Annotated in this window: 11 protein-coding genes; 4 read left to right on the plus strand and 7 right to left on the minus strand. The window is 73.0% G+C overall.

Features of this window, described 5'->3' with window-relative positions; genetic code table 11:
• Positions 1–556: 556 nt before the first annotated feature.
• From ACFQRI_RS11030 to ACFQRI_RS11045, 4 genes are all read right to left on the minus strand, one after another.
• Complete coding sequence (locus ACFQRI_RS11030) at positions 557–4222, minus strand: FkbM family methyltransferase (protein ID WP_380667347.1); 3666 nt, start codon at positions 4220–4222, stop codon at positions 557–559.
• Between the two features lie 138 nt (positions 4223–4360).
• Positions 4361–5704: a glutamine synthetase family protein gene (locus tag ACFQRI_RS11035; protein ID WP_380667349.1), complete on the minus strand. Its 1344-nt coding sequence runs from the start codon at positions 5702–5704 to the stop codon at positions 4361–4363.
• 134 nt (positions 5705–5838) lie between these two features.
• Positions 5839–7452, minus strand: coding sequence for an SLC13 family permease (locus tag ACFQRI_RS11040; RefSeq protein WP_380667351.1), 1614 nt, complete (start codon positions 7450–7452; stop codon positions 5839–5841).
• Between the two features lie 220 nt (positions 7453–7672).
• Positions 7673–9262: an alpha/beta hydrolase gene (locus ACFQRI_RS11045; protein WP_380667353.1), complete on the minus strand. Its 1590-nt coding sequence runs from the start codon at positions 9260–9262 to the stop codon at positions 7673–7675.
• A gap of 84 nt (positions 9263–9346) precedes the next feature.
• On the opposite strand from ACFQRI_RS11045, the gene ACFQRI_RS11050 reads away from it, so the two are divergent.
• From ACFQRI_RS11050 to panB, 4 genes are all read left to right on the plus strand, one after another.
• Complete coding sequence (locus tag ACFQRI_RS11050; RefSeq protein WP_380667355.1) at positions 9347–11089, plus strand: NAD+ synthase; 1743 nt, start codon at positions 9347–9349, stop codon at positions 11087–11089.
• A 36-nt stretch (positions 11090–11125) separates the two neighbouring features.
• Positions 11126–14107 carry a DEAD/DEAH box helicase gene (locus tag ACFQRI_RS11055; RefSeq protein ID WP_380667357.1) on the plus strand — a complete coding sequence of 994 codons (2982 nt, stop codon included), beginning with the start codon at positions 11126–11128 and terminating at the stop codon, positions 14105–14107.
• On the plus strand, positions 14100–14912 hold the full coding sequence (locus ACFQRI_RS11060; protein WP_380667359.1) for an SWIM zinc finger family protein: 813 nt from the start codon (positions 14100–14102) through the stop codon (positions 14910–14912). Before ACFQRI_RS11055 ends, ACFQRI_RS11060 begins: the two co-directional genes overlap by 8 nt.
• A gap of 145 nt (positions 14913–15057) precedes the next feature.
• Positions 15058–15912 (plus strand): 3-methyl-2-oxobutanoate hydroxymethyltransferase, encoded by an 855-nt coding sequence (gene panB, locus ACFQRI_RS11065; RefSeq protein WP_380667361.1) that lies wholly within the window; start codon positions 15058–15060, stop codon positions 15910–15912.
• Positions 15913–16019: 107 nt separating this feature from the next.
• On the opposite strand, the gene ACFQRI_RS11070 is transcribed toward panB, so the two are convergent.
• The 3 genes from ACFQRI_RS11070 to ACFQRI_RS11080 form a co-directional block, all read right to left on the minus strand.
• Positions 16020–16415, minus strand: coding sequence for a DUF4326 domain-containing protein (locus tag ACFQRI_RS11070; RefSeq protein ID WP_380667363.1), 396 nt, complete (start codon positions 16413–16415; stop codon positions 16020–16022).
• 130 nt (positions 16416–16545) lie between these two features.
• Positions 16546–17211 (minus strand): NADPH-dependent F420 reductase, encoded by a 666-nt coding sequence (gene npdG / locus ACFQRI_RS11075; protein ID WP_380667365.1) that lies wholly within the window; start codon positions 17209–17211, stop codon positions 16546–16548.
• 80 nt (positions 17212–17291) lie between these two features.
• Positions 17292–18647, minus strand: coding sequence for an RNB domain-containing ribonuclease (locus ACFQRI_RS11080; protein WP_380668045.1), 1356 nt, complete (start codon positions 18645–18647; stop codon positions 17292–17294).
• Positions 18648–18652: the final 5 nt, after the last annotated feature.

The raw sequence follows: 18652 nt of genomic DNA on the forward strand, positions 1-18652 counted from the left end.
GGTCGGAGCGTGATACTCAAAGAAACCACCAACCACACAACATCACAATGTCATCTGGTCAGGGGCATACAAAGAACACTAACCAAATCAGTCCGCTGTTGAGTTCTCAAAGAACACACCCACACCAAAACCCAACCCGGAAAAACCGGGCCGGACTCCGGGGAGTCGTTTTCTCTCGCTCTTGTGCTGATTACTTTAGCAGGCCCGCATTTCGGCGTTTTAAGGGGGGTCCCCTTCGCTTTCTCGCCGGAGCGAGGGCCTTGCTCAAGTTATCAACTCGCCGTAGGGGTCGAAACCTCGGTTCCGTTCTCCTCAGGCGGCCGTTTAACGTTACCCGGTGCGCTTCGCGGTGTCAAACCGCGCGCCCCGGTTCGGTCTGCGCTCCGCGACCCGGACCCCGAGGTCCGATCGTTCGGGCGCTCCCGGCGCCGTCCGCCGCGAGGTGAACACCCCGCTCCGTCCGGCTTTCCGTGCGGCGAAGAAGAAGTTACGCACACTCTCCGTCAATGTCAAATCGCCTGAACACGGGCTTGACGCCACCCGATCAGACCTGCCGCTACTTCCCCTTCGGGCGCAGCCACAGCTTCACGGTGCTGCCGCCGCCCGCCGCGTTCATGGCCTCCAGCAGGTCGGAGGCGTTGACGGGGTGCTCCCGGCCGACCGGGACGAGCTCGTAACCCCACGTGCCGAACTCGCGCAGCGCGGCCGCGGGATCGTCACCCAGTTGGACGATCGCGTCCGGGGTGAACGAGCACACGATCGACGGCTTGTCCCGCCGGAGCAACCGCACGAGCCCGCCCAGCACCCGGTGGACCCGGCCACCGACGTCGACGTGCACGACGGACAGCTTCATGTCGTTGACCGCGTCCAGCCCCTCGAGCTCCTTGTCCAGCCGCACGGCTCGGACGTGCTCCCCGCCTTCGCCCCCGGGCGCCACCGACACGCCGCCGGCGAGCGCGGGCTCAGCGGTCAGCTCGCCGGGGCTGTCCCAGGCCGCGCCGTCGAGCGCCACCAACCGATGTCCCCACGCGGCCGGGACGTTCACCTCGACGTTGCGCTCCAGCAGGGCGCGGCTGCGCGCGCACGGCTCGACGGCGACCACGGCTCCGCTGTTGCCGAGCCTGCTCAGCACCCGCACGCTCTGGTACCCCACGTAGGCGCCGACGTCGAGGAACACCCCGTCGGGCTCCAGCAGCGAGTCGATCAGCCCGGAGACCTCGGCGTCCCAGGTCGGGTGCGAGGACAGCCACGGGAGCATGAAGCTGTCGTCGGCGGGCAGCCGCATCAGGCCCGCGTCGCAGAGCACCGGCGTCGTCGTGCCGTCCCCGGCGCCCGAGGAGCGCTCGTGCTCGCGCAGCAGGATCCGCTGCAGCACGTCGGTGCGCTGCAGCGCGTCCGCCGCGTCGCCGGCGGCGCTGCGCACCCCGGCCTCCAGCTCGGGGTCGGTCTGCTGCTTGCGCTCGAGGTCGTCCATCCGGTCGAGCACCTTCTCCAGCGCGCCGGTGAGGCCGTCCATGCGCTCGGCCAGCGCGTCCACGCGGTCGTCGCGGCCACCGGCCCCGCCCTCTTCCAGCTGCTGCAGCCTGCGGTGCTGCTCGGCGAGGTCGGTGCGGGCGCGCACCAGGCCGTCGTCGGTGCCGATGAGCTGCGCGTCGACCTGGTCCTGGCGGCGCAGCAGGTGCGAGAGATCGGCGCGCATGGCCTCCAGATCGCCGTCGCCGTCCGCCTCGTGCTGCCTGCGCAGCAATTCCGAGGCGGTGTGCTCGACGCCGTCGACGAGCGAGCGCAGCACGTCGCGGATGTGGTCGTCGTAGTGGCTCAGCGCGCGCAGCACCGCCTTGCGCAGGGCCGGCGCCATCGCGTTGCGGGTGCCCGCCGCGTTGCCGACGTCCGGAGCGCGGTGCAGCGCGTGCCGGGCGACCAGCAGCGGGCGCAGCGGGTCGTCGAACTGCCCGTGCTTGTCGCCGGAGTACTTGGTGCGCCAGTTGCGGTAGGCGTGCTCCACGCGTTCCCGCAGCTTGGCGCCGGCGCGAACGACGGTGTGCGCGCCCAGCAGCGTCTCCCTGGCAGCCAGGCCGAAGGCCGCGGTGCCGTCCGGGTCGTCGGCAGCGGTGCGCAGGACCTCGGCAGCGGCTTCCACGTCCGGCTCGCCGGCGCCCTGGCAGGGCACCAGCCGCGCGGCCCGGGCCCCGAAGAGCTCGGCCACCGCGCCGTGGTCCCCGGCGATGACCGGCACGCCGTGCGCGGCGACCTCCAGCAGCCGCAGCACGTGGTCGTCGCCGGCCTCGGCGCGGTGCAGGGAGGCGAAGCAGTCCGCCGCGGCCAGCAGCTGCCCGAGGTCGACATCGGTTTCGACCAGTTGGACGCGGGAGTCGGCGGCGGTGGCGAGCCGCAGCCGCTCGGCCGCCTCCGGGTGCTCGTCGGCCCCGTCGACGCCGAGCACCAGGCGGACGTCGTCGCGCTCGGCGAAGGCCGCGAGGAACGCCGAGACCACGCCGAGCGCGTTGGCCGCGCGCTCGGCGGAGTGGTCGACGTGCGCGGCGACGACGAACTCGTCGGAGAGCTCGAAGCGCGCCCTGGCGCCCTTGCGGGTGGCGAGACCGACCGGTTCGCGCTCGGGCGCGGGCAGCGCGACCACCCGCGTCTTGATGCCCGCGCGGCGGACGACCGCGCGGCTGCTCTCGGAGAGCACCCAGGTCTCGGCCGCGTCGTTGGTCTCCGCGCCGCCCGCGTGCACGTCGATGACGTAGCGGCCGGCGGGGACCGGGAGTCCGGGCTCGCAGCGCAGCACGACCGGGTAGTAGGCGGTGTCGGCCGACGGCAGGCCGGAGGCGCCGACCGCGGTGCGCATCAGCTCGGCGAGCCTGCCGGTTCCCAGCACCGCGACGCCGAGCTGGTCGACCAGCGAGGTGCGCTCGGTGCTGCGGCGGCGCACGGCTTCGGCCGGGACCCGGCCGCTGGCCACGCCGACGTCGGCGCACCACTCGTGGAACGACTCGGCATCGGCGCCGAACGGGTCCGGGTACTCGCGCCGCAGCAGCTCGTCGTCGGCCCAGACCGCCGCGGTCCAGCGGGAACCGCCCGCGACCCGCTGGCGCTCGTCGGCGGGGGCGAACGCCCACTCGCGGAACCCGGCCTCGCCGTCGGCCTCGAACGGGCTCGGCGGCGCCTCCTCGTCGTTCAGCCAGGCCGTCAGGTACTCGGCGCGCAGGCCGTCGGGCAGGACCTCGCCGTCGGGCAGGGCGTCGTAGGGGTGCGGCTGTTCGAGCGAGTAGCCGGCGCCGACCAGCGCGTTGCGGTAGTTCGCGCACAGGCCGGCCAGATCCGGGTGCTCGGAGAGCAGGACGCGCGGCCGGTCGGCGTGCTCGGCCGACAGCAGCCACGGGCGCTGCGGCTGGAAGCCGTCGAAGTGCACGCTGCGCAGGCGCGCGCCGTCGACGGTGTGCCCCTCGTCGTCGGTGGCGAACTCGCGCTGAGCGGCGTTCCACACCGACAGGCCGACGCCCGGGTCGCGGATGACCTGGTGGTCGACCAGCGCGGAGACCCCCTCCAACATCGAGGTGGCCACGGTCGGGTCGGTGCGCAGCTGTTCGGTCCAGCCGGCCAGCAGCTCCTCGGCGCCGGGACGCACCGCGAACGCGCTCGGGTCGAAGGTGCCGGACTCGGCGAGGTCGGCGGGGCTGGGCCGCAGGCCGTCGGCGGACAGCGGCTGCAGCACGCGGGGCACCAGGGCGACCGGGCGCTCCTCGCTCAGCCCGGCCAGCAGGTCGTCGAAGCGGCCGAAGACCTGCACCCAGGGTTCGAGGTGCAGCACCGTCGCGCCGGTGCGGAGCAGGTGGGCGAGCAGGCGCGGGCGCAGCACGTCGCGCAGCTGCGCGGCGGTGCACCCCACGGCGAGCCGGGCGAACTCCTGGGCGTCCACTCCGATGTCGGTGACCGACAGGGCGTCCGGCTCGTCGCGCGCGGCCCCCGGCTCGTCGACGACGAGCAACACGAACCCGGCCGAGGGGTGGTGCTCGCGGAAGCTGTCCCGCAAGACCCGGGCAGCCGGGAGCTGGTCCCGGCGGGCCAGGGTGCAGCCGAGGAGCTGCAGGGCAACGGGCTCGGCGGGCTGCTCGGCGGGCCACTCCGGTTCGAAGGACTCCGCCGGCTGCTCTAGCACGCCCGACTGCAGCGCGGCGTCGGACTCGGAGCCGCGGGAGTCGTCCTGCGAATCAGTCACGGGCGCAACCTATCGCCTCACGCGCAACAGCAAAACGCCCAGTACCGGTTAGTGCTCGCGGGCGAACTCGTTTTGCGTGGCGAAGCGGCCGACCGGGCGCGACACGCCCGCCGGTCCCGGCCGGCCGCTCGCGGTGCCCTACAGCACCGGCAGCATCGAGCTGAGCTCGTACGGCGTGACCCGGCTGCGGTAGTTGTTCCACTCCTCGCGCTTGTTGCGCAGGAAGAAGTCGAACACCTCCTCGCCGAGGGTCTCCGCGACGAGCTCGGAGTTCTCCAGCTCGCTCAGCGCCTCGTTGAGGTTCTGCGGGAGGCTGGCGAACCCGGCGACCTTGCGCTCGCGCTCGGTCAGGCTCCAGACGTCGTCCTCGGTGGCGGGCGGGAGCTCGTAGCCCTTCTCCACCCCGCGCAGCCCGGCGCCGAGGATGGCCGCGTAGGCCAGGTACGGGTTGCAGGCCGAGTCCAGGCTGCGCACCTCGACGCGGCGCGAGGAGGACTTGCCCGGCGAGTACATCGGCACCCGCACCAGCGCGGAGCGGTTGGCGTGGCCCCAGCAGACCGCGGTGGGCGCCTCGCCGCCGACGACCAGCCGCTTGTAGGAGTTCACCCACTGGTTGGTCACGGCGCTGATCTCGCGGGCGTGGTGCAGGATGCCCGCGACGAAGGCGCGGCCGGTCTCGGAGAGCTCGTAGGGGTTCTCCGGGTGGTAGAAGGCGTTCTGGTCGCCCTCGAAGAGGCTGAAGTGGGTGTGCATGCCCGAGCCCGGCTGGGCGCTGAACGGCTTGGGCATGAACGAGGCGCGCACGCCCTGGGTGATCGCGACCTCCTTGACCACGTACCGGAACGTCATCACGTTGTCGGCCATGGTCAGCGCGTCGGCGTAGCGCAGGTCGATCTCCTGCTGGCCGGGCGCTCCCTCGTGGTGGCTGAACTCCACCGAGATGCCCATCGCCTCCAGGGTCTCGATGGCGTTTCGCCGGAAGTGCGGTGCCGCGTCGTGGCTGGCCTGGTCGAAGTACCCGCCCGAATCGGCGGCCTCCGGCTCGCTGCCGTCGGTCGGCAAGCTCTTGAGCAGGAAGAACTCGATCTCGGGGTGCACGTAGCAGGTGAAGCCCGATTCGGTGGCGCGGGCCAGGGTTCGCCGCAGCACGTGCCTCGGGTCGGACCAGCACGGCGAACCGTCCGGCATGTGGATGTCGCAGAACATGCGGGCGGAGTAGTGCTCGCCGTCCGGGGTTTCCCAGGGCAGCACTTGGAACGTGCTGGGATCGGGCTTGGCGACCATGTCCGACTCGTAGACGCGGGCGAAGCCCTCGATCGCCGAGCCGTCGAACCCGATGCCCTCGGCGAAGGCGCCCTCCAGTTCGGCCGGCGAGATCGCCACCGACTTGAGCATGCCGAGGACGTCGGTGAACCACAGCCGCACGAAGCGGATGTCACGTTCCTCCAGGGTGCGGAGCACGAACTCCTGCTGGCGGTGCATGCCAGCAGCCTAACTTCCGATCACCGCTCGCGTCCTGCCCGGCGCACCGACGTCCCGCGCCGCGGAGGGGCGCGGCCCCGGCCTCCCGCGCCCCTCGTGCCGGAAGCGCGGGAAACCGGGGCCGGGGCCCGCGGTCAGCCGAGGCCGATGGCGGCGATCATGAGGGGCAGGACCAGCAGGATCAGCAGGATGCCCGCCGCGTCGAAGACCGCGCCGGAGCGGATCATCTTGGTGATCGGGACCGCGCCGGAGCCGTAGACGACCGCGTTCTGCGGGGTGGAGACCGGCAGCATGAAGCCCAGCGACGCGGCGAAGGTCGCCGCCATGGCGGGCACGAACGGGTTGGTGCCCGCGGCGATCGCCACCGGGATGATGATCGGCACCACCACCGAGGCCGAGGCGGTGTTCGAGGTCGTCTCGGAGACCAGCACCGCCAGCACGATCGCGAACAGCGTCACCGCCACCCCGCTGCCCAGGCCCAGGGCGCCCGCGGTGTTCTCGCCGATGGTCTTGGCCAGCTCGGTGTCGGCCAGCATGGAGCCGAAGATGATCCCGGTGCCGAACAGCACCACCGTGCCCCAGTCGATCCGGCTGGCCTCGGTCCAGGTGAGCGTGAAGGTGCGCTTGGACCAGTTGGTGGGCAGCAGGAACAGCAGCGCGGCGCCGAGCACCGCGACGACACCGGTGTCGAGCCGGTCGCCGACCACGTCGTAGGCGGCCGAGTCGTTGCCCGCGACCAGCGCGACGACTCCGGGCGTCACCCACAGCACCACGGTGACCGCGAAGGCGACCAGGGTGTTCTTCTCCGCGCGGGACATCCGGCCGAGCTTGGCCCGCTCGGCGGCCACGTACTCCTCGACACCGGTGAGCTGGTGGATCTCCGGGCGGTTGAGCAGCAGGAGCAGCGCGGCGAGGACCGCGAACATCAGCAGGCAGATCGGAGCCGCCATGAGCATCCACTGCAGGAACGGGATGCGCTGCCCGGTGGCCTCCTCGATCAGCCCGCGGCCGATCAGGTTCGGCGGCGAGCCGATCGGGGTGAGCAGGCCGCCGACGCTGGCTCCGTAGGCCAGCATCAGCATCAGCGCGACGCCCACCCGCAGCCGCAGCGGGTCGAACGGGGCGCCTTCGGGCAGCTGCTTGCGCACGAGCTCGGCGATGACCGACAGGATCCCGACCGCGGTGGGCAGCAGCATCGCCACGGTGGCGGTGTTGGACACCACCGCCGACAGCAGCGCGGTGATCACGCCGAAGGCGATGATCACCCGCCAGGCGCTCTTGCCGACGCCCGGCAGCGACAGGATGGTGAAGGCGAACCGCCGCGCGACCCCGTGCCGCAGCATGGCCTGGGCCAGGATGAACGCGCCGATGAAGGTGAACACCGTGGTCGAGCCGAAGGGTTCGAGGACGTCGTCGGGCGGCATCACCCCGAGCAGCACGACCGCGGCCACGCCGAGCAGGCCGCCCACGGGGATCGGCACCGGTTCGCACACCCACAGCACGATCACGCCGAGCAGCACGGCGGCGAGCTTGTGCTGCGCGGGTTCGAGCCCGGTGGGGGCGAGCAGGAACAGGATGGTCAGCGCCGGGGCCAGGAACAGCCCGACCGTGCGACGGGCGCGCTCGAAGCGCTCCTCGGCCGGGGACAGCACCTGTTCGCCCAGGCTCTTGTACGTGCTGCCGGACAGCAGCACCGAGGTCACGCTCTGCTCGGCGGGTTTCGCGCCGGAGTCGTCCGCATGAGACATGCCGAGACCTTAAGCGCGATGTGATCGCCTTCACCATACGGCGATGGGTGGACGCTTCGCCCCTGAACGCCCGGTTCTCCGCGCGCGACGGCGACGCGGGTCGGACTGCCCCGCCGAGCGCGGCGGGCTCCGATGTGCCCGCGCTCGGCGGCCGGAGACTTCTGCTGAGAAGGGGGAAGCACGTTCCCGCCGCGCGGCTCCGCCGCCGGTTCTCCGGGGCTCAGCCCGAGCAGCGGGCTCCGCGCTTCGGCAGCTCGCGGTCCACCAGGTAGTCGATGCCCGCTTCGTCGACGCACTGCACGCCCTGCAGGAACACCGTGTGCTGGGTGCCCTCGTAGGTCAGAAGCCTCCCGCCGAGCGCCTTGGCCAGCTCGACCCCCGCGCGGTACGGGGTGGCCGGATCGGCCGTGGTGGACACGACGAGCACCGGGGGCACGCCGCTCACCTCGGGCTGGGTCGATTCGCCGGTGACCGGGACCGGCCAGAACGCGCACATGTCGCGGGCCGGGTTGACCCCGCGGCCGTCGTCGAGGAACGGCGCGGCCTCGCGGTAGCGCCGGTCGGCCTGGGCGACCTCGCGCGGGTCCCGGACGCGCTGGTCGTCGACGCAGTGGATCGCGTCGAAGGCGTCGGTGGTGTTGGAGTACGTGCCGTCCGGGTTGCGCCCGAAGTAGCTGTCGGCCAGCGCGAGCAGGGTGCGACCGCTGCCCCGCTCCAGCTCGGCGAGCCCGCTGTTGAGGTGCTCCCACATCGACGGGGCGTAGAGCGCCTGGATGGCCGCGGTGGTGGCGTCCTGGTAGGACAACTCGCGGTCGCCCGCCGGCGCCGGGTCGTCCACCAGCGGGCGGGTGAGCCGCTGGAAGCGCTCGACGGCGCGGGCCGGGTCCTGACCCAGCGCGCACTGGTCCTGCTCGGCGCACCAGGCGGCGAAGTCGTCGAAGGCGCGCTGGAAGCCCGCTCCCTGGGCGACCAGGGCGTCCACCGTGGACTGCCCGGGGTCGATGGCGCCGTCGAGCACCATCGCGCGGACGTTGGCCGGGAACTCCTCGGCGTACTCCGAGCCGATCCGGGTGCCGTAGGAGTAGCCGAGGTAGTTGAGCTCGCGGTCGCCCAGCGCCGAGCGCAGCACGTCGAGATCGCGAACGACGTCGCGGGTGCCGATGTTGGCCAGCAACGACCCGCCGTTGCGCTGCGCGCACTCGCGCGCGTAATCCCGCTCCTCGCGCTCGGTCTCGGCCACCCCGCGCGGCGAGCTGTCCGCATCGGAGTCCAGCCGGTAGGCGTCGCGCTCCGGACCGGTCAGGCAGCGCACCGCCGGCTCGGACGCGGCGACGCCGCGCGGGTCGAACCCGACGAGGTCGAAGCGCTGCCCCAGCTCGGTCTGGTCGAGCGCCTGGGACAGGCTCGCCGCCGCGCTCATCCCGGACGCCCCCGGCCCTCCGGGGTTGACGGTCAGCGAACCGATCTTGCGCTCCTGGTCGATGGCGCGGCTGCGCAGGACCCCGATGTTGATCGTGCGCCCCTGCGGGTTCGAGTAGTCCAGCGGGACCTCCAGCCGGGTGCACTCCAGGGTCGGCGAGCGGTAGGCGGCGCGGTCGGATTCGCTGGTGGCGAAGCCGGCGCACGGGCCCCACCGGAGCTGCTGCCCGTAGAACCGCTCCAGCCCCTGCGGGACGGGGCCGACCGGGCCGTTGCTCTCGGTGTGCGGCTGCAGCGGCTCCTCGCTGCGCTGCGGCGAGCAACCTCCGGCGATCAGCGCCATCGCGACGCCGATGACCAGTGCGGGCAACGCGAGCGGTGAGCGGATCATCGCTGCATCCTGGCATGGCCGATGCGGCAAGATTCACACCGGGCAGTGACCGCGCGACCAGCGGTGGTACGCGAAGATGGGCGCATGCCCCAGCTGCGGATCGCTCTCGCACAGGTCAACACATGCGTCGGTGACATCGCCGGCAACTCCACGCTGGTCCGCGACTGGACCCGGCGGGCGGTGCAGGACGGCGCGCACGTGGTCGCGTTCCCCGAGATGACGCTCTCCGGGTACCCGCTCGAAGACCTCACGCAGCGCAGGTCGTTCGCCGCCGCCAACCGCGAGGCGCTGGAGCGGCTGGCCGCGGACCTGCGCGAGGACGGCTGCGGGGACGCGCTGGTGGTCGTCGGCCACCTGGGCCGCGACGACCAGGGGCCGCGCAACTCCGCCTCGCTGCTCCACGGCGGCGAGGTCGTGGCCACCTACGACAAGCACCACCTGCCCAACTACGGCGTGTTCGACGAGGCGCGCAACTTCGCGCCCGGCTTCGACCTGCCGATCGTGAATTTCCACGGCCTGGACCTGGGCGTGGTGATCTGCGAGGACATCTGGCAGAACGGCGGCCCGGTGACCGCGCTGGGCAAGGTCGGCGTGGACCTGCTGCTGTGCGTCAACGCCTCCCCCTACGAGCGGGCCAAGGACGACCAGCGGGTGCCGCTGGTGACCTCCCGGGCGCGCGAGGCCGGAGCTCCGATGGCCTACGTGAACCTGGTCGGCGGGCAGGACGAGCTGGTCTTCGACGGCGACTCGATGGTCACCGACGAGCAGGGGCGGATCGTCGCGCGGGCGCCGCAGTTCACCGAGCACCTGCTGGTCGCCGACCTCGACGTCGAAGCGGGCGGGCACACCTCGACCACGGTGCCGCCGGAGCCGGGCCCGATCCAGCTGCCCGCGTTCGACGTGCGGCGCATCGTGCTGGACCCCGAGCCGGTGCCGGCCTACGAGGCGCGGCCGCTGCCGCGGGCCGAACCGCTGCCGGACGCGGCCGAGGTGTGGGCGGCGCTGGTGACCGGGCTGCGCGACTACGTGCACAAGAACGGCGCGAAGTCGGTGACCTTCGGCTTCTCCGGCGGGATCGACTCGGCGGTCTCTGCGGCGCTGGCGGTCGACGCGCTGGGCCCGGGCGCGGTGCACGGCGTGTCCATGCCCTCGGTGTACTCCTCGGAGCACTCCCGCTCCGACGCCGCCGAGCTGGCCCGGCGGTTGGGCTGCCAGTTCCAGGTGCAGCCGGTGGCCGAGATGGTCGACATCTACGTGCGGCAGCTGGGCCTGACCGGGCTCGCCGAGGAGAACGTGCAGGCGCGGGTCCGCGGCATGCTGCTGATGGCGCTGTCCAACCAGCACGGGCACCTGGTGCTGGCGACCGGCAACAAGACCGAGCTGGCGGTGGGCTACTCCACGATCTACGGCGATGCGGTCGGCGCCTTCGCGCCGATCAAGGACGTGCCGAAGTCGCTGGTGTGGGAGCTGGCGAAGTGGCGCAACGCCGACGCCGAGAAGCGCGGCGAGGTGCCGCCGATCCCGGAGAACTCGATCACCAAGGCGCCCTCGGCCGAGCTGCGCCCGGACCAGACCGATCAGGACTCGCTGCCCGAGTACGACGTGCTCGACGTGGTCATCGACGGCTACGTGGAGGGCGGCAAGGGGTACGCCGACCTGGTCTCCGACGGCTTCGACGCGGAGCTGGTCGAGCGGGTGCTGCGGATGGTCGACCGAGCGGAGTTCAAGCGCAGGCAGTACCCGCCGGGGACCAAGATCACCTTCCGGGCGTTCGGCCGCGACCGCCGCCTGCCCATCACCAACCGCTGGCGCGAGGTCGCGCCGTAGGATCGCTCCCACGCGTGCGTCGAAGGGAGTCCGGCCGTGTGGGTTGTGCACGCGCTGTGCGGCGCGGACGGCCGGGCGCTGGTGTGGGCCGAGGACTCCGAGCTGCCCGCCAAGGTCCCCGGCAGGGCCCCGACCGGGCCTGCCGCGCACCCCTTCGCCGTGCTCGGGGCCGAGCTGATCGAGCGGGTGGGCGGGCAGGACGAGACCACCGCGCTGCTGCACCTGCCCTCCTACGCCTCGGCACCGGTGCCCTCGCCCGAGCTGGTGCGCGATCCGCTGGCCGGGGGCGCCAAGCCACGCGGCGCGCTGCGGCTCCGCCGCTGGTTCGTGCCCGCGGTGCACTGCCCGCCCGCCCGGCTGCGGGACCTCCTCGGCTCGGTTCCCGAGGACTGCAGGCTCGGCTCGGACGCGCGGTTCGCGCTGGAGGTGGCCGGGTTCGCCGAGCAGCTCGTCGACCGCGGCGGGGTGCTGCCCGACCTGGTGCAGGAGGACGACCGGCCGACCGCCCGCTGGACCGCGGCGCTCACCGGAGCCGGGATGGCGCGGTTCGCGAACCTGCGCGAGGCGATGCCGCCCGCGCTGCGCGCCCGCACCGGCGGAACGCCCGACGACGTGCTGCGCGAGCTGCTGGACGCCTTCGTCGACGACGAGGTGCGGCAGCGCCTCGGCCGGGCGGAGCTGGGCGAGGGCCCCAGCGCCGCGGCGAGGTGGCTCGGCGCGCTCACCGGGGATCCGCGCCTGGAGGACTCCGCGGAGCTGCACCAGCTCGGCGAGCGGATCGCCGAGTGGCGCGCGGGCATCGCCCGGCCGGACCCGGTGCGCGCCTGCTTCCGGCTGCACGCGCCGGAGGAGGACGACGAGGACTGGACCGTCGAGTTCCTGCTGCAGGCCGTCGACGACCCGAGCGTGCTGATCTCCGCGCAGGACGTGTGGTCCGGGGAGAGCCACGTGCTGCGCCGCTGGGTCTCCCAGCCGCAGGAGCTGCTGCTGGCCGACCTGGGCCGGGCCGCCCGGATCGTGCCCGCGCTGGAGCGCGCGCTGCGCTCGGCGCAGCCCGGAGAGCTGGTGCTCGACACCGAGGGCGCGCACGAGTTCCTGGTCAACGCGGGGCACCTGGACCACGCGGGCTTCGGGGTCCTGCTGCCCGCCTGGTGGGGTCGCGCGCCGAAGCTGGGCTTGCGGCTCAACGCCACCAGCAGCAGCACCGCGGGGGTGGTCAGCAAGGACAGCGCGGTCAACATGGGCACGCTGGTCGACTACCGCTGGGACCTGGCGATCGGCGACGAGCCGCTGACCGAGGACGAGATCCGGGAGCTCGCCGCGGCGAAGGTCCCCCTGGTGCGGCTGCGTGGGCGCTGGGTGCAGGTGGACCCAGCCCGGCTGCGGGCCGGGCTGCGGATGCTCGACGAGTCCGGATCCGGGCAGATGACCGCGGCCGAGGTGCTGCAGCAGGCCGGTGAGCCCGGCCAGGACGATTCGCGGCCGTTCCCGGTGGTGGGCGTCAACGCGAGCGGCTGGCTCGGCGACCTGCTGTCCGGGGCCGCCGAGCAGCACCTCGAACCGGTCGACCCGCCGGCGGGCTTCGGCGCGCAGCTGCGTCCCTACCAGCGGCGCGGCCTGGCCTGGCTGGCGTTCCTCGACCGCCTCGGCCTGGGCGGCTGCCTGGCCGACGACATGGGCCTGGGCAAGACCGTGCAGCTGCTCGCGCTGGAAGCGCTGGCCCGCGAGGGCGCGCGCAAGGCCCCGACGCTGCTGGTGTGCCCGATGTCGGTGGTGGGCAACTGGCAGCGCGAGGCGGAGCGGTTCGCGCCCGGGCTGAAGGTGCACGTGCACCACGGCGGCGACCGGCTCGGCGGCGAGGACCTGGGCGAGGAGGTCGAGCGCTACGACCTGGTGATCACCACCTACCCCCTGGTCGCCGGGGACGGCGGCGCGCTGCGCCAGGTCCGCTGGGAGCGGGTGGTGCTCGACGAGGCGCAGCACGTCAAGAACAGCTCGTCGAAGACCGCCAAGGCGGTCCGCGAGCTCTCCGCGCGGCAGCGGCTCGCGCTGACCGGAACCCCGGTGGAGAACCGGCTGGCCGAGCTGTGGTCGGTGATGGACTTCGCCAACCCGGGCATCCTCGGTCCGCTGACCCGCTTCCGCGCCCGCTACGCGGTGCCGATCGAGCGCGACGGGGACGAATCGGCGGCCGCGCGGCTGCGCCAGATCACCGGGCCGTTCGTGCTGCGCCGCACCAAGACCGACCCGGCCGTGATCAGCGACCTGCCGGACAAGGTGGAGCTCAAGCAGCTGTGCAACCTGACCGCCGAGCAGGCCTCGCTGTACCAGGCGGTGGTCGACGACATGCTGCAGCGCATCGCCGGGAGCGAGGGCGTGGAGCGCAAGGGCCTGGTGCTGGCGACCATGTCCAAGCTCAAGCAGGTGTGCAACCACCCGGCGCAGTTCCTCGACGACGGCACCGCGCTGGCCGGGCGCTCCGGGAAGCTGCAGCGGCTGGAGGAGATCCTGGGAGGTGTGCTGGCCGACGGCGAGAAGGCGCTGGTGTTCACCCAGTTCGCCGGCTTCGGCGGGATGCTGGTACCGCACCTGTCCGCGCGGTTCGACACCGAGGTGCTGTTCCTGCACGGCGGCACGCCGAAGAAGTCCCGCGACGCGATGGTGCGCCGCTTCCAGGAACCCGGCGGGCCCGGGATCTTCCTGCTCTCGCTCAAGGCCGGCGGCACCGGGCTCAACCTGACGGCGGCCAACCACGTGGTGCACCTGGACCGGTGGTGGAACCCGGCGGTGGAGGACCAGGCCACCGACCGCGCGTTCCGCATCGGGCAGCGCAAGGACGTGCAGGTGCGCAAGCTGTCCTGCATCGGCACCCTGGAGGACCGGATCGACCAGATGATCGAGCAGAAGAAGGCGCTCGCGCAGCTGGTGGTCTCCAGCGGGGAGAACTGGCTGACCGAGCTGTCCACCAACGAGCTGCGCGAGCTGATCGCGCTGGACGCGGAGGCCGTCGGTGAGTGACTGGTGGCGCGGCAACCAGCCGGCCAAGCCCATCCCGGTGCAGGACGGCATCCGGGCGCGCAGCAAGCGCGGCCGGATCGGCGAGACCTGGTGGTCGCAGCGGTTCATCGAGGTGCTCGAATCGCTCGACCTGGGCGGCAGGCTGCAGCGCGGCAAGCGCTACGCGCGCGCCGGGCAGGTGATGAACCTGACGCTGTCGACCAGCGTCGCCGTCGGGCTGGTGCAGGGCTCGCGGCCCGAGCCCTACCGGGCGCGGATCGGGGTCAAGGCGTTCAACGACCAGACCTGGGCGGCGCTGGAGCGCGACCTGGCCGGGCAGGCCTGGTACGCCGCGAAGCTGCTCGCGGGCGAGATGCCCGCCGACATCGAGGACGTCTTCGCCGCGCACGGGCTCTCGCTGTTCCCGACCACGATGCGCGAGCTGACCATGGACTGCTCGTGCCCGGACTGGGAGATCCCCTGCAAGCACCTCGCGGCGACCTGCTACCTGCTGGCCGAGTCCTTCGACGAGGACCCCTTCCAGATCCTGGCCTGGCGGGGCCGCGGCCGCGACGAGCTGCTGGAGCGGCTGCGCGAGCTGCGCGGTTCGGCCGCGCCGGACGACACCGCGCCCGAAGCCGCACCGCTGTCGGAGCACCTCGAGGACTTCTGGACCGCCCCGCACCGCCCCCGCGCGGAGGAGCCGGACGGCGAGCAGGCGCCGGCACCCGCCATCGACGAGGTCGAACCGCTGCCGGTCGAGGTCGGCGGCACGCCGGCCACCGAGCTCCTGCGCCCCGCCTACGAGGCCTTCACCAGGCCGTGAGCACCGGCCGCCGCGCCGCGAACGCGGCTGTGATGTCGACCGCTGGAGCATCGCCCCGGTTCATCCGGCGTGCCAGGCTCATGGCGTAACCATCCACGACTACCCGGGGACCCGATCGGGCCTCGAGGGAACAGGACGGTCGACGATGAATGCTGCCCAAGACAAGGGCGAGACCACCGCGCCGTACGGCTCCGCACCGGCGCGCAAGCGGGTGCGCATCCACCACCTCCAGCAGCTCAAGGAGCGCGGGGAGCCGTGGCCGATGCTCACCTCCTACGACATGTACAGCGCCAAGATCTTCGACGAGGCCGGCATCCCGGTGCTGCTGGTCGGGGACTCGGCGGCCAACAACGTCTACGGCTACGAGTCCTCGCTACCGGTGACCGTGGACGAGCTGCTGCCCCTGACCCGCGCGGTGACCCGCTCCGCCGAGCACGCGCTGGTCGTGGCCGACCTGCCGTTCGGCTCCTACCAGGCCTCGCCGGAGCAGGCGCTGACCACCGCGACCCGGTTCATGAAGGAGGGTCGCGCGCACGCGGTCAAGCTCGAAGGCGGCCGCCGGTTCGCGCCGCAGATCGAGGCGCTGGTCTCGGCGGGCGTGCCGGTCATGGCGCACATCGGCTTCACCCCGCAGCACGAGCACGGGCTCGGCGGCTACCGGGTGCAGGCCCGCGGCGACCAGTCCGAGCAGCTGCTCGACGACGCCCGCGCGGTGCAGGAGGCCGGGGCGTTCGCGGTGGTGCTGGAGATGGTCACCGCCGAGGCGGCCAAGCAGGTCACCCACGAGCTGCGCATCCCCACCGTCGGCATCGGCGCGGGACCGGACACCGACGCCCAGGTGCTGGTGTGGACCGACATGGCGGGCATGAACACCGGCCGCACCGCCAGGTTCGTCAAGAAGTACGCCGACCTGGGCGGGGTCCTCTCCGAGGCGGCCACCCGCTTCGCCGAGGACGTCCGCGGGGGCTCCTTCCCCGCCGCGGAGCACTCCTTCGACTGACCCCGCCCGCGGTCACCCCGGCGGCGGCCCGCCCCCGCCGGGGCACCCCGCGACTCCCGACCGCCAAAACCACGGTTCTCGACCCGGCGAAATCCATGGTTCTTGCCTCAGTCGGGGTGGTCGGCTCGTTGGGCCAGGACGTGGGCGTGGCAGGGGTCCGGGGCGCACCAGCAGCCCAGGGCGCGGCCGGTGAGCTCGCCGTTGCGGATGCGGGCGAGGAGCTCGGGCTGCTCGTCGAGCCACTCCTCGTAGTGGCGGACCATGGCCTGGCGGTCCCGCTTGGCCTCGGCGACGAACGGGCTGGCGAAGTCCGAGGCGGGCCAGGAGTGCCGCGGGCCGGAGTGGCCCACGTAGGTGAGCAGGTCCTCCTCGCGCAGCCACGGCACCAGGTACTTGTGCGGCCCGTTCTTGCGCACGTTCACCACGATCGTGTGGCCGTCGAGCAACGCCTCGCCCAGCTCGCGCTCGTCATCGCTCCAGCGGCTCGCTTCCTCGGGCAACAACCCGAACCACCTCCGCCCCGAGCATCCCACCGCGCTCCCGGAGGAGCGCGCGCACAGCCTTGCCGAAAACCGCGCGGCCGAAACGGACGTGATCGCGGAGCAGGTCCGGGCCGACCGCGCGCGGGGCGGCTCAGACGTCGGTGATGCGCAGACCGGCGTGGGCCTTGTAGCGGCGGTTGATCGCGATGATGTTGGCGGTGAACGCCTCGACCTGGTGGGCGTTGCGCAACCGGCCGCCGTAGATGCCCCGGACGCCCGGGACGACGTCGGCGAGCTCGCGCACCACGTCGGTGGCCTCCCGGTCGTCGCCCAGCACCAGCACGTCCAGGTCGACGTCGGAGACCGACAGGTCGGCGAGCGTCACCGCGGAGACGTGGTGGAAGGCCGCGGTCACCCGGGAGTCCGGCAGCAGCGCCTCGGCCTGCTGCGCGGCGCTGCCCTCCTCGACCGGCAGCGCGTAGGGGCCCTTCTTGTCGAAGCCCAGCGGGTTCACGCAGTCGATGACGATCTTGCCGGCGAGCTCCGCGCGCAGCGACTCCAGCGAGGCGGCGTGCCCGTCCCACGGCAGCGCCACCAGCACGATGTCCGCGGTCGCGGCGCAACCCGCGTTGTCCTGCCCGGTGACGTCACCACCGGAGATCTCGGCGATCTCGGCAGCGGCCTGCTGCGCGCGCTCGGCGCTGCGGGACCCGATCACGACCTTCAACCCGGCGTTGGCCCACCGGATCGCCAGCCCGCGACCCTGCGCTCCCGTGCCGCCCAGGACGCCGATGGTCATCTCGCGCACTCCAGCCACCTCGTGGCCCCTTTCCATCGCCGATGATCTTCTCGGACCCACTTTCGACCCGTCCCGGCGAATATGCCACGCGTTGTGCCTCAAGCCACCTCGAACTCGACCTCCCGCCGGTGCGGATCGGCGGTGGCCAGCCGCACCCGCACCCGCTGGCCCTCGGTGAGGCCATGTCCCGCGCAGCGCGCGATGATCGGCGGGTCGCCCAGGAAGATCTCGCCGGCCACTCCGTTGGGCACCCGCAGCACGGTGGCCGGGAACTCCTCGCCCACCCGCGCGGCCAGCGCCCACGCCTGGGCCTGCGCGATGCAGGCGCGCTCGACCTGCGCGGCCGTCCGGTCCGAGCCGCCCATCGCCGAGGGCAGCTCGGCGAGCGCCTCGGTCACCCAGCCCGGGATCCCGCGGCCCGCGGCGACCGCCAGGCAGACCTCGGCGGCGTAGCGGTCGACCAGCCGCCGCAGCGGAGCGGTGACGTGCGCGTAGGACGCGCCGATGCCCGCGTGCCCGGACTTGGCCGGGGCGCCGTCGTCGAACGCCGTGTAGCCCGCGCCGCGCAGCAGTCGCGTCGCGGCCACGTGCACCGCGAGCGCCTCCGGTCGCGCCGGGTCCAACCCGGCCAGCGCCACCGCGGGCGGGCGGTCCACCGGCCAGTGCACGCCCAGCTGGTTGGCCGAGCGGCGCAGCCCGGCGACGACCTCCGGCTCGGGGTCGGGCACCGTGCGCAGCACCCCGATGCCCGCTTCGAGCATCATCTCCGCGGCGCACATGCCGGTGAGCAGCGAGATCTCGGCGTTCCACTCCTCGACGACCAGCCGCGGGCGCAGCACGAGGCGCCACCCGCCGCGGCCGTCGGACTCCACCTGCTGCTCGGGCAGCCCCAGCTCGATCGCGCCGCGCCGCACCGCCTGCTCCCGGCGCAGCCTCCCGACCTGCGGCAGCAGCTCGATCGACGGGTGCGCGCAGCCCAGCCGCAGACCGCGCTGCACGCCCTCGTAGTCCAGCCGCGCCACCGAGCGCACCAGCGCGCGCCGCACGTCCACCCGCACCGGGGACCCGTCCGGGTCGAGGTCGATGCGCCACAGCACCGCCGCCCGGACCTCGTCGGGCAGCAGGCTCCCGGCGTCCTCGGACAGCCTGGTCGGGTGAAGGGGGATGTTGCCGTCGGGCAGGTACAGCGTCTGGCCCCGCCGCCGGGCCTCCCGGTCCAGCGCACCGCCCGGCGACACGTAGGCGGCCACGTCGGCGATCGCGTAGTCGATCCGGTAGCCCCGCGCCCTGCGGCGCACCAGCACCGCCTGGTCGAGGTCCTTGGCACCCGCCGGGTCGACGGTCACCAGCGGGAGGTCGGTGGCGTCCACCCGCTCCTCGGTGGGCAGCGGCCGGGCGACGGTCTGCTCGACCTCGGCGAGCGCGTCGGTCGGGTAGTCGGCGGGGAGCCCCATCTCGC

The sequence above is a fragment of the Saccharopolyspora griseoalba genome, from assembly GCF_042665275.1.
Lineage (GTDB): Bacteria > Actinomycetota > Actinomycetes > Mycobacteriales > Pseudonocardiaceae > Saccharopolyspora > Saccharopolyspora griseoalba.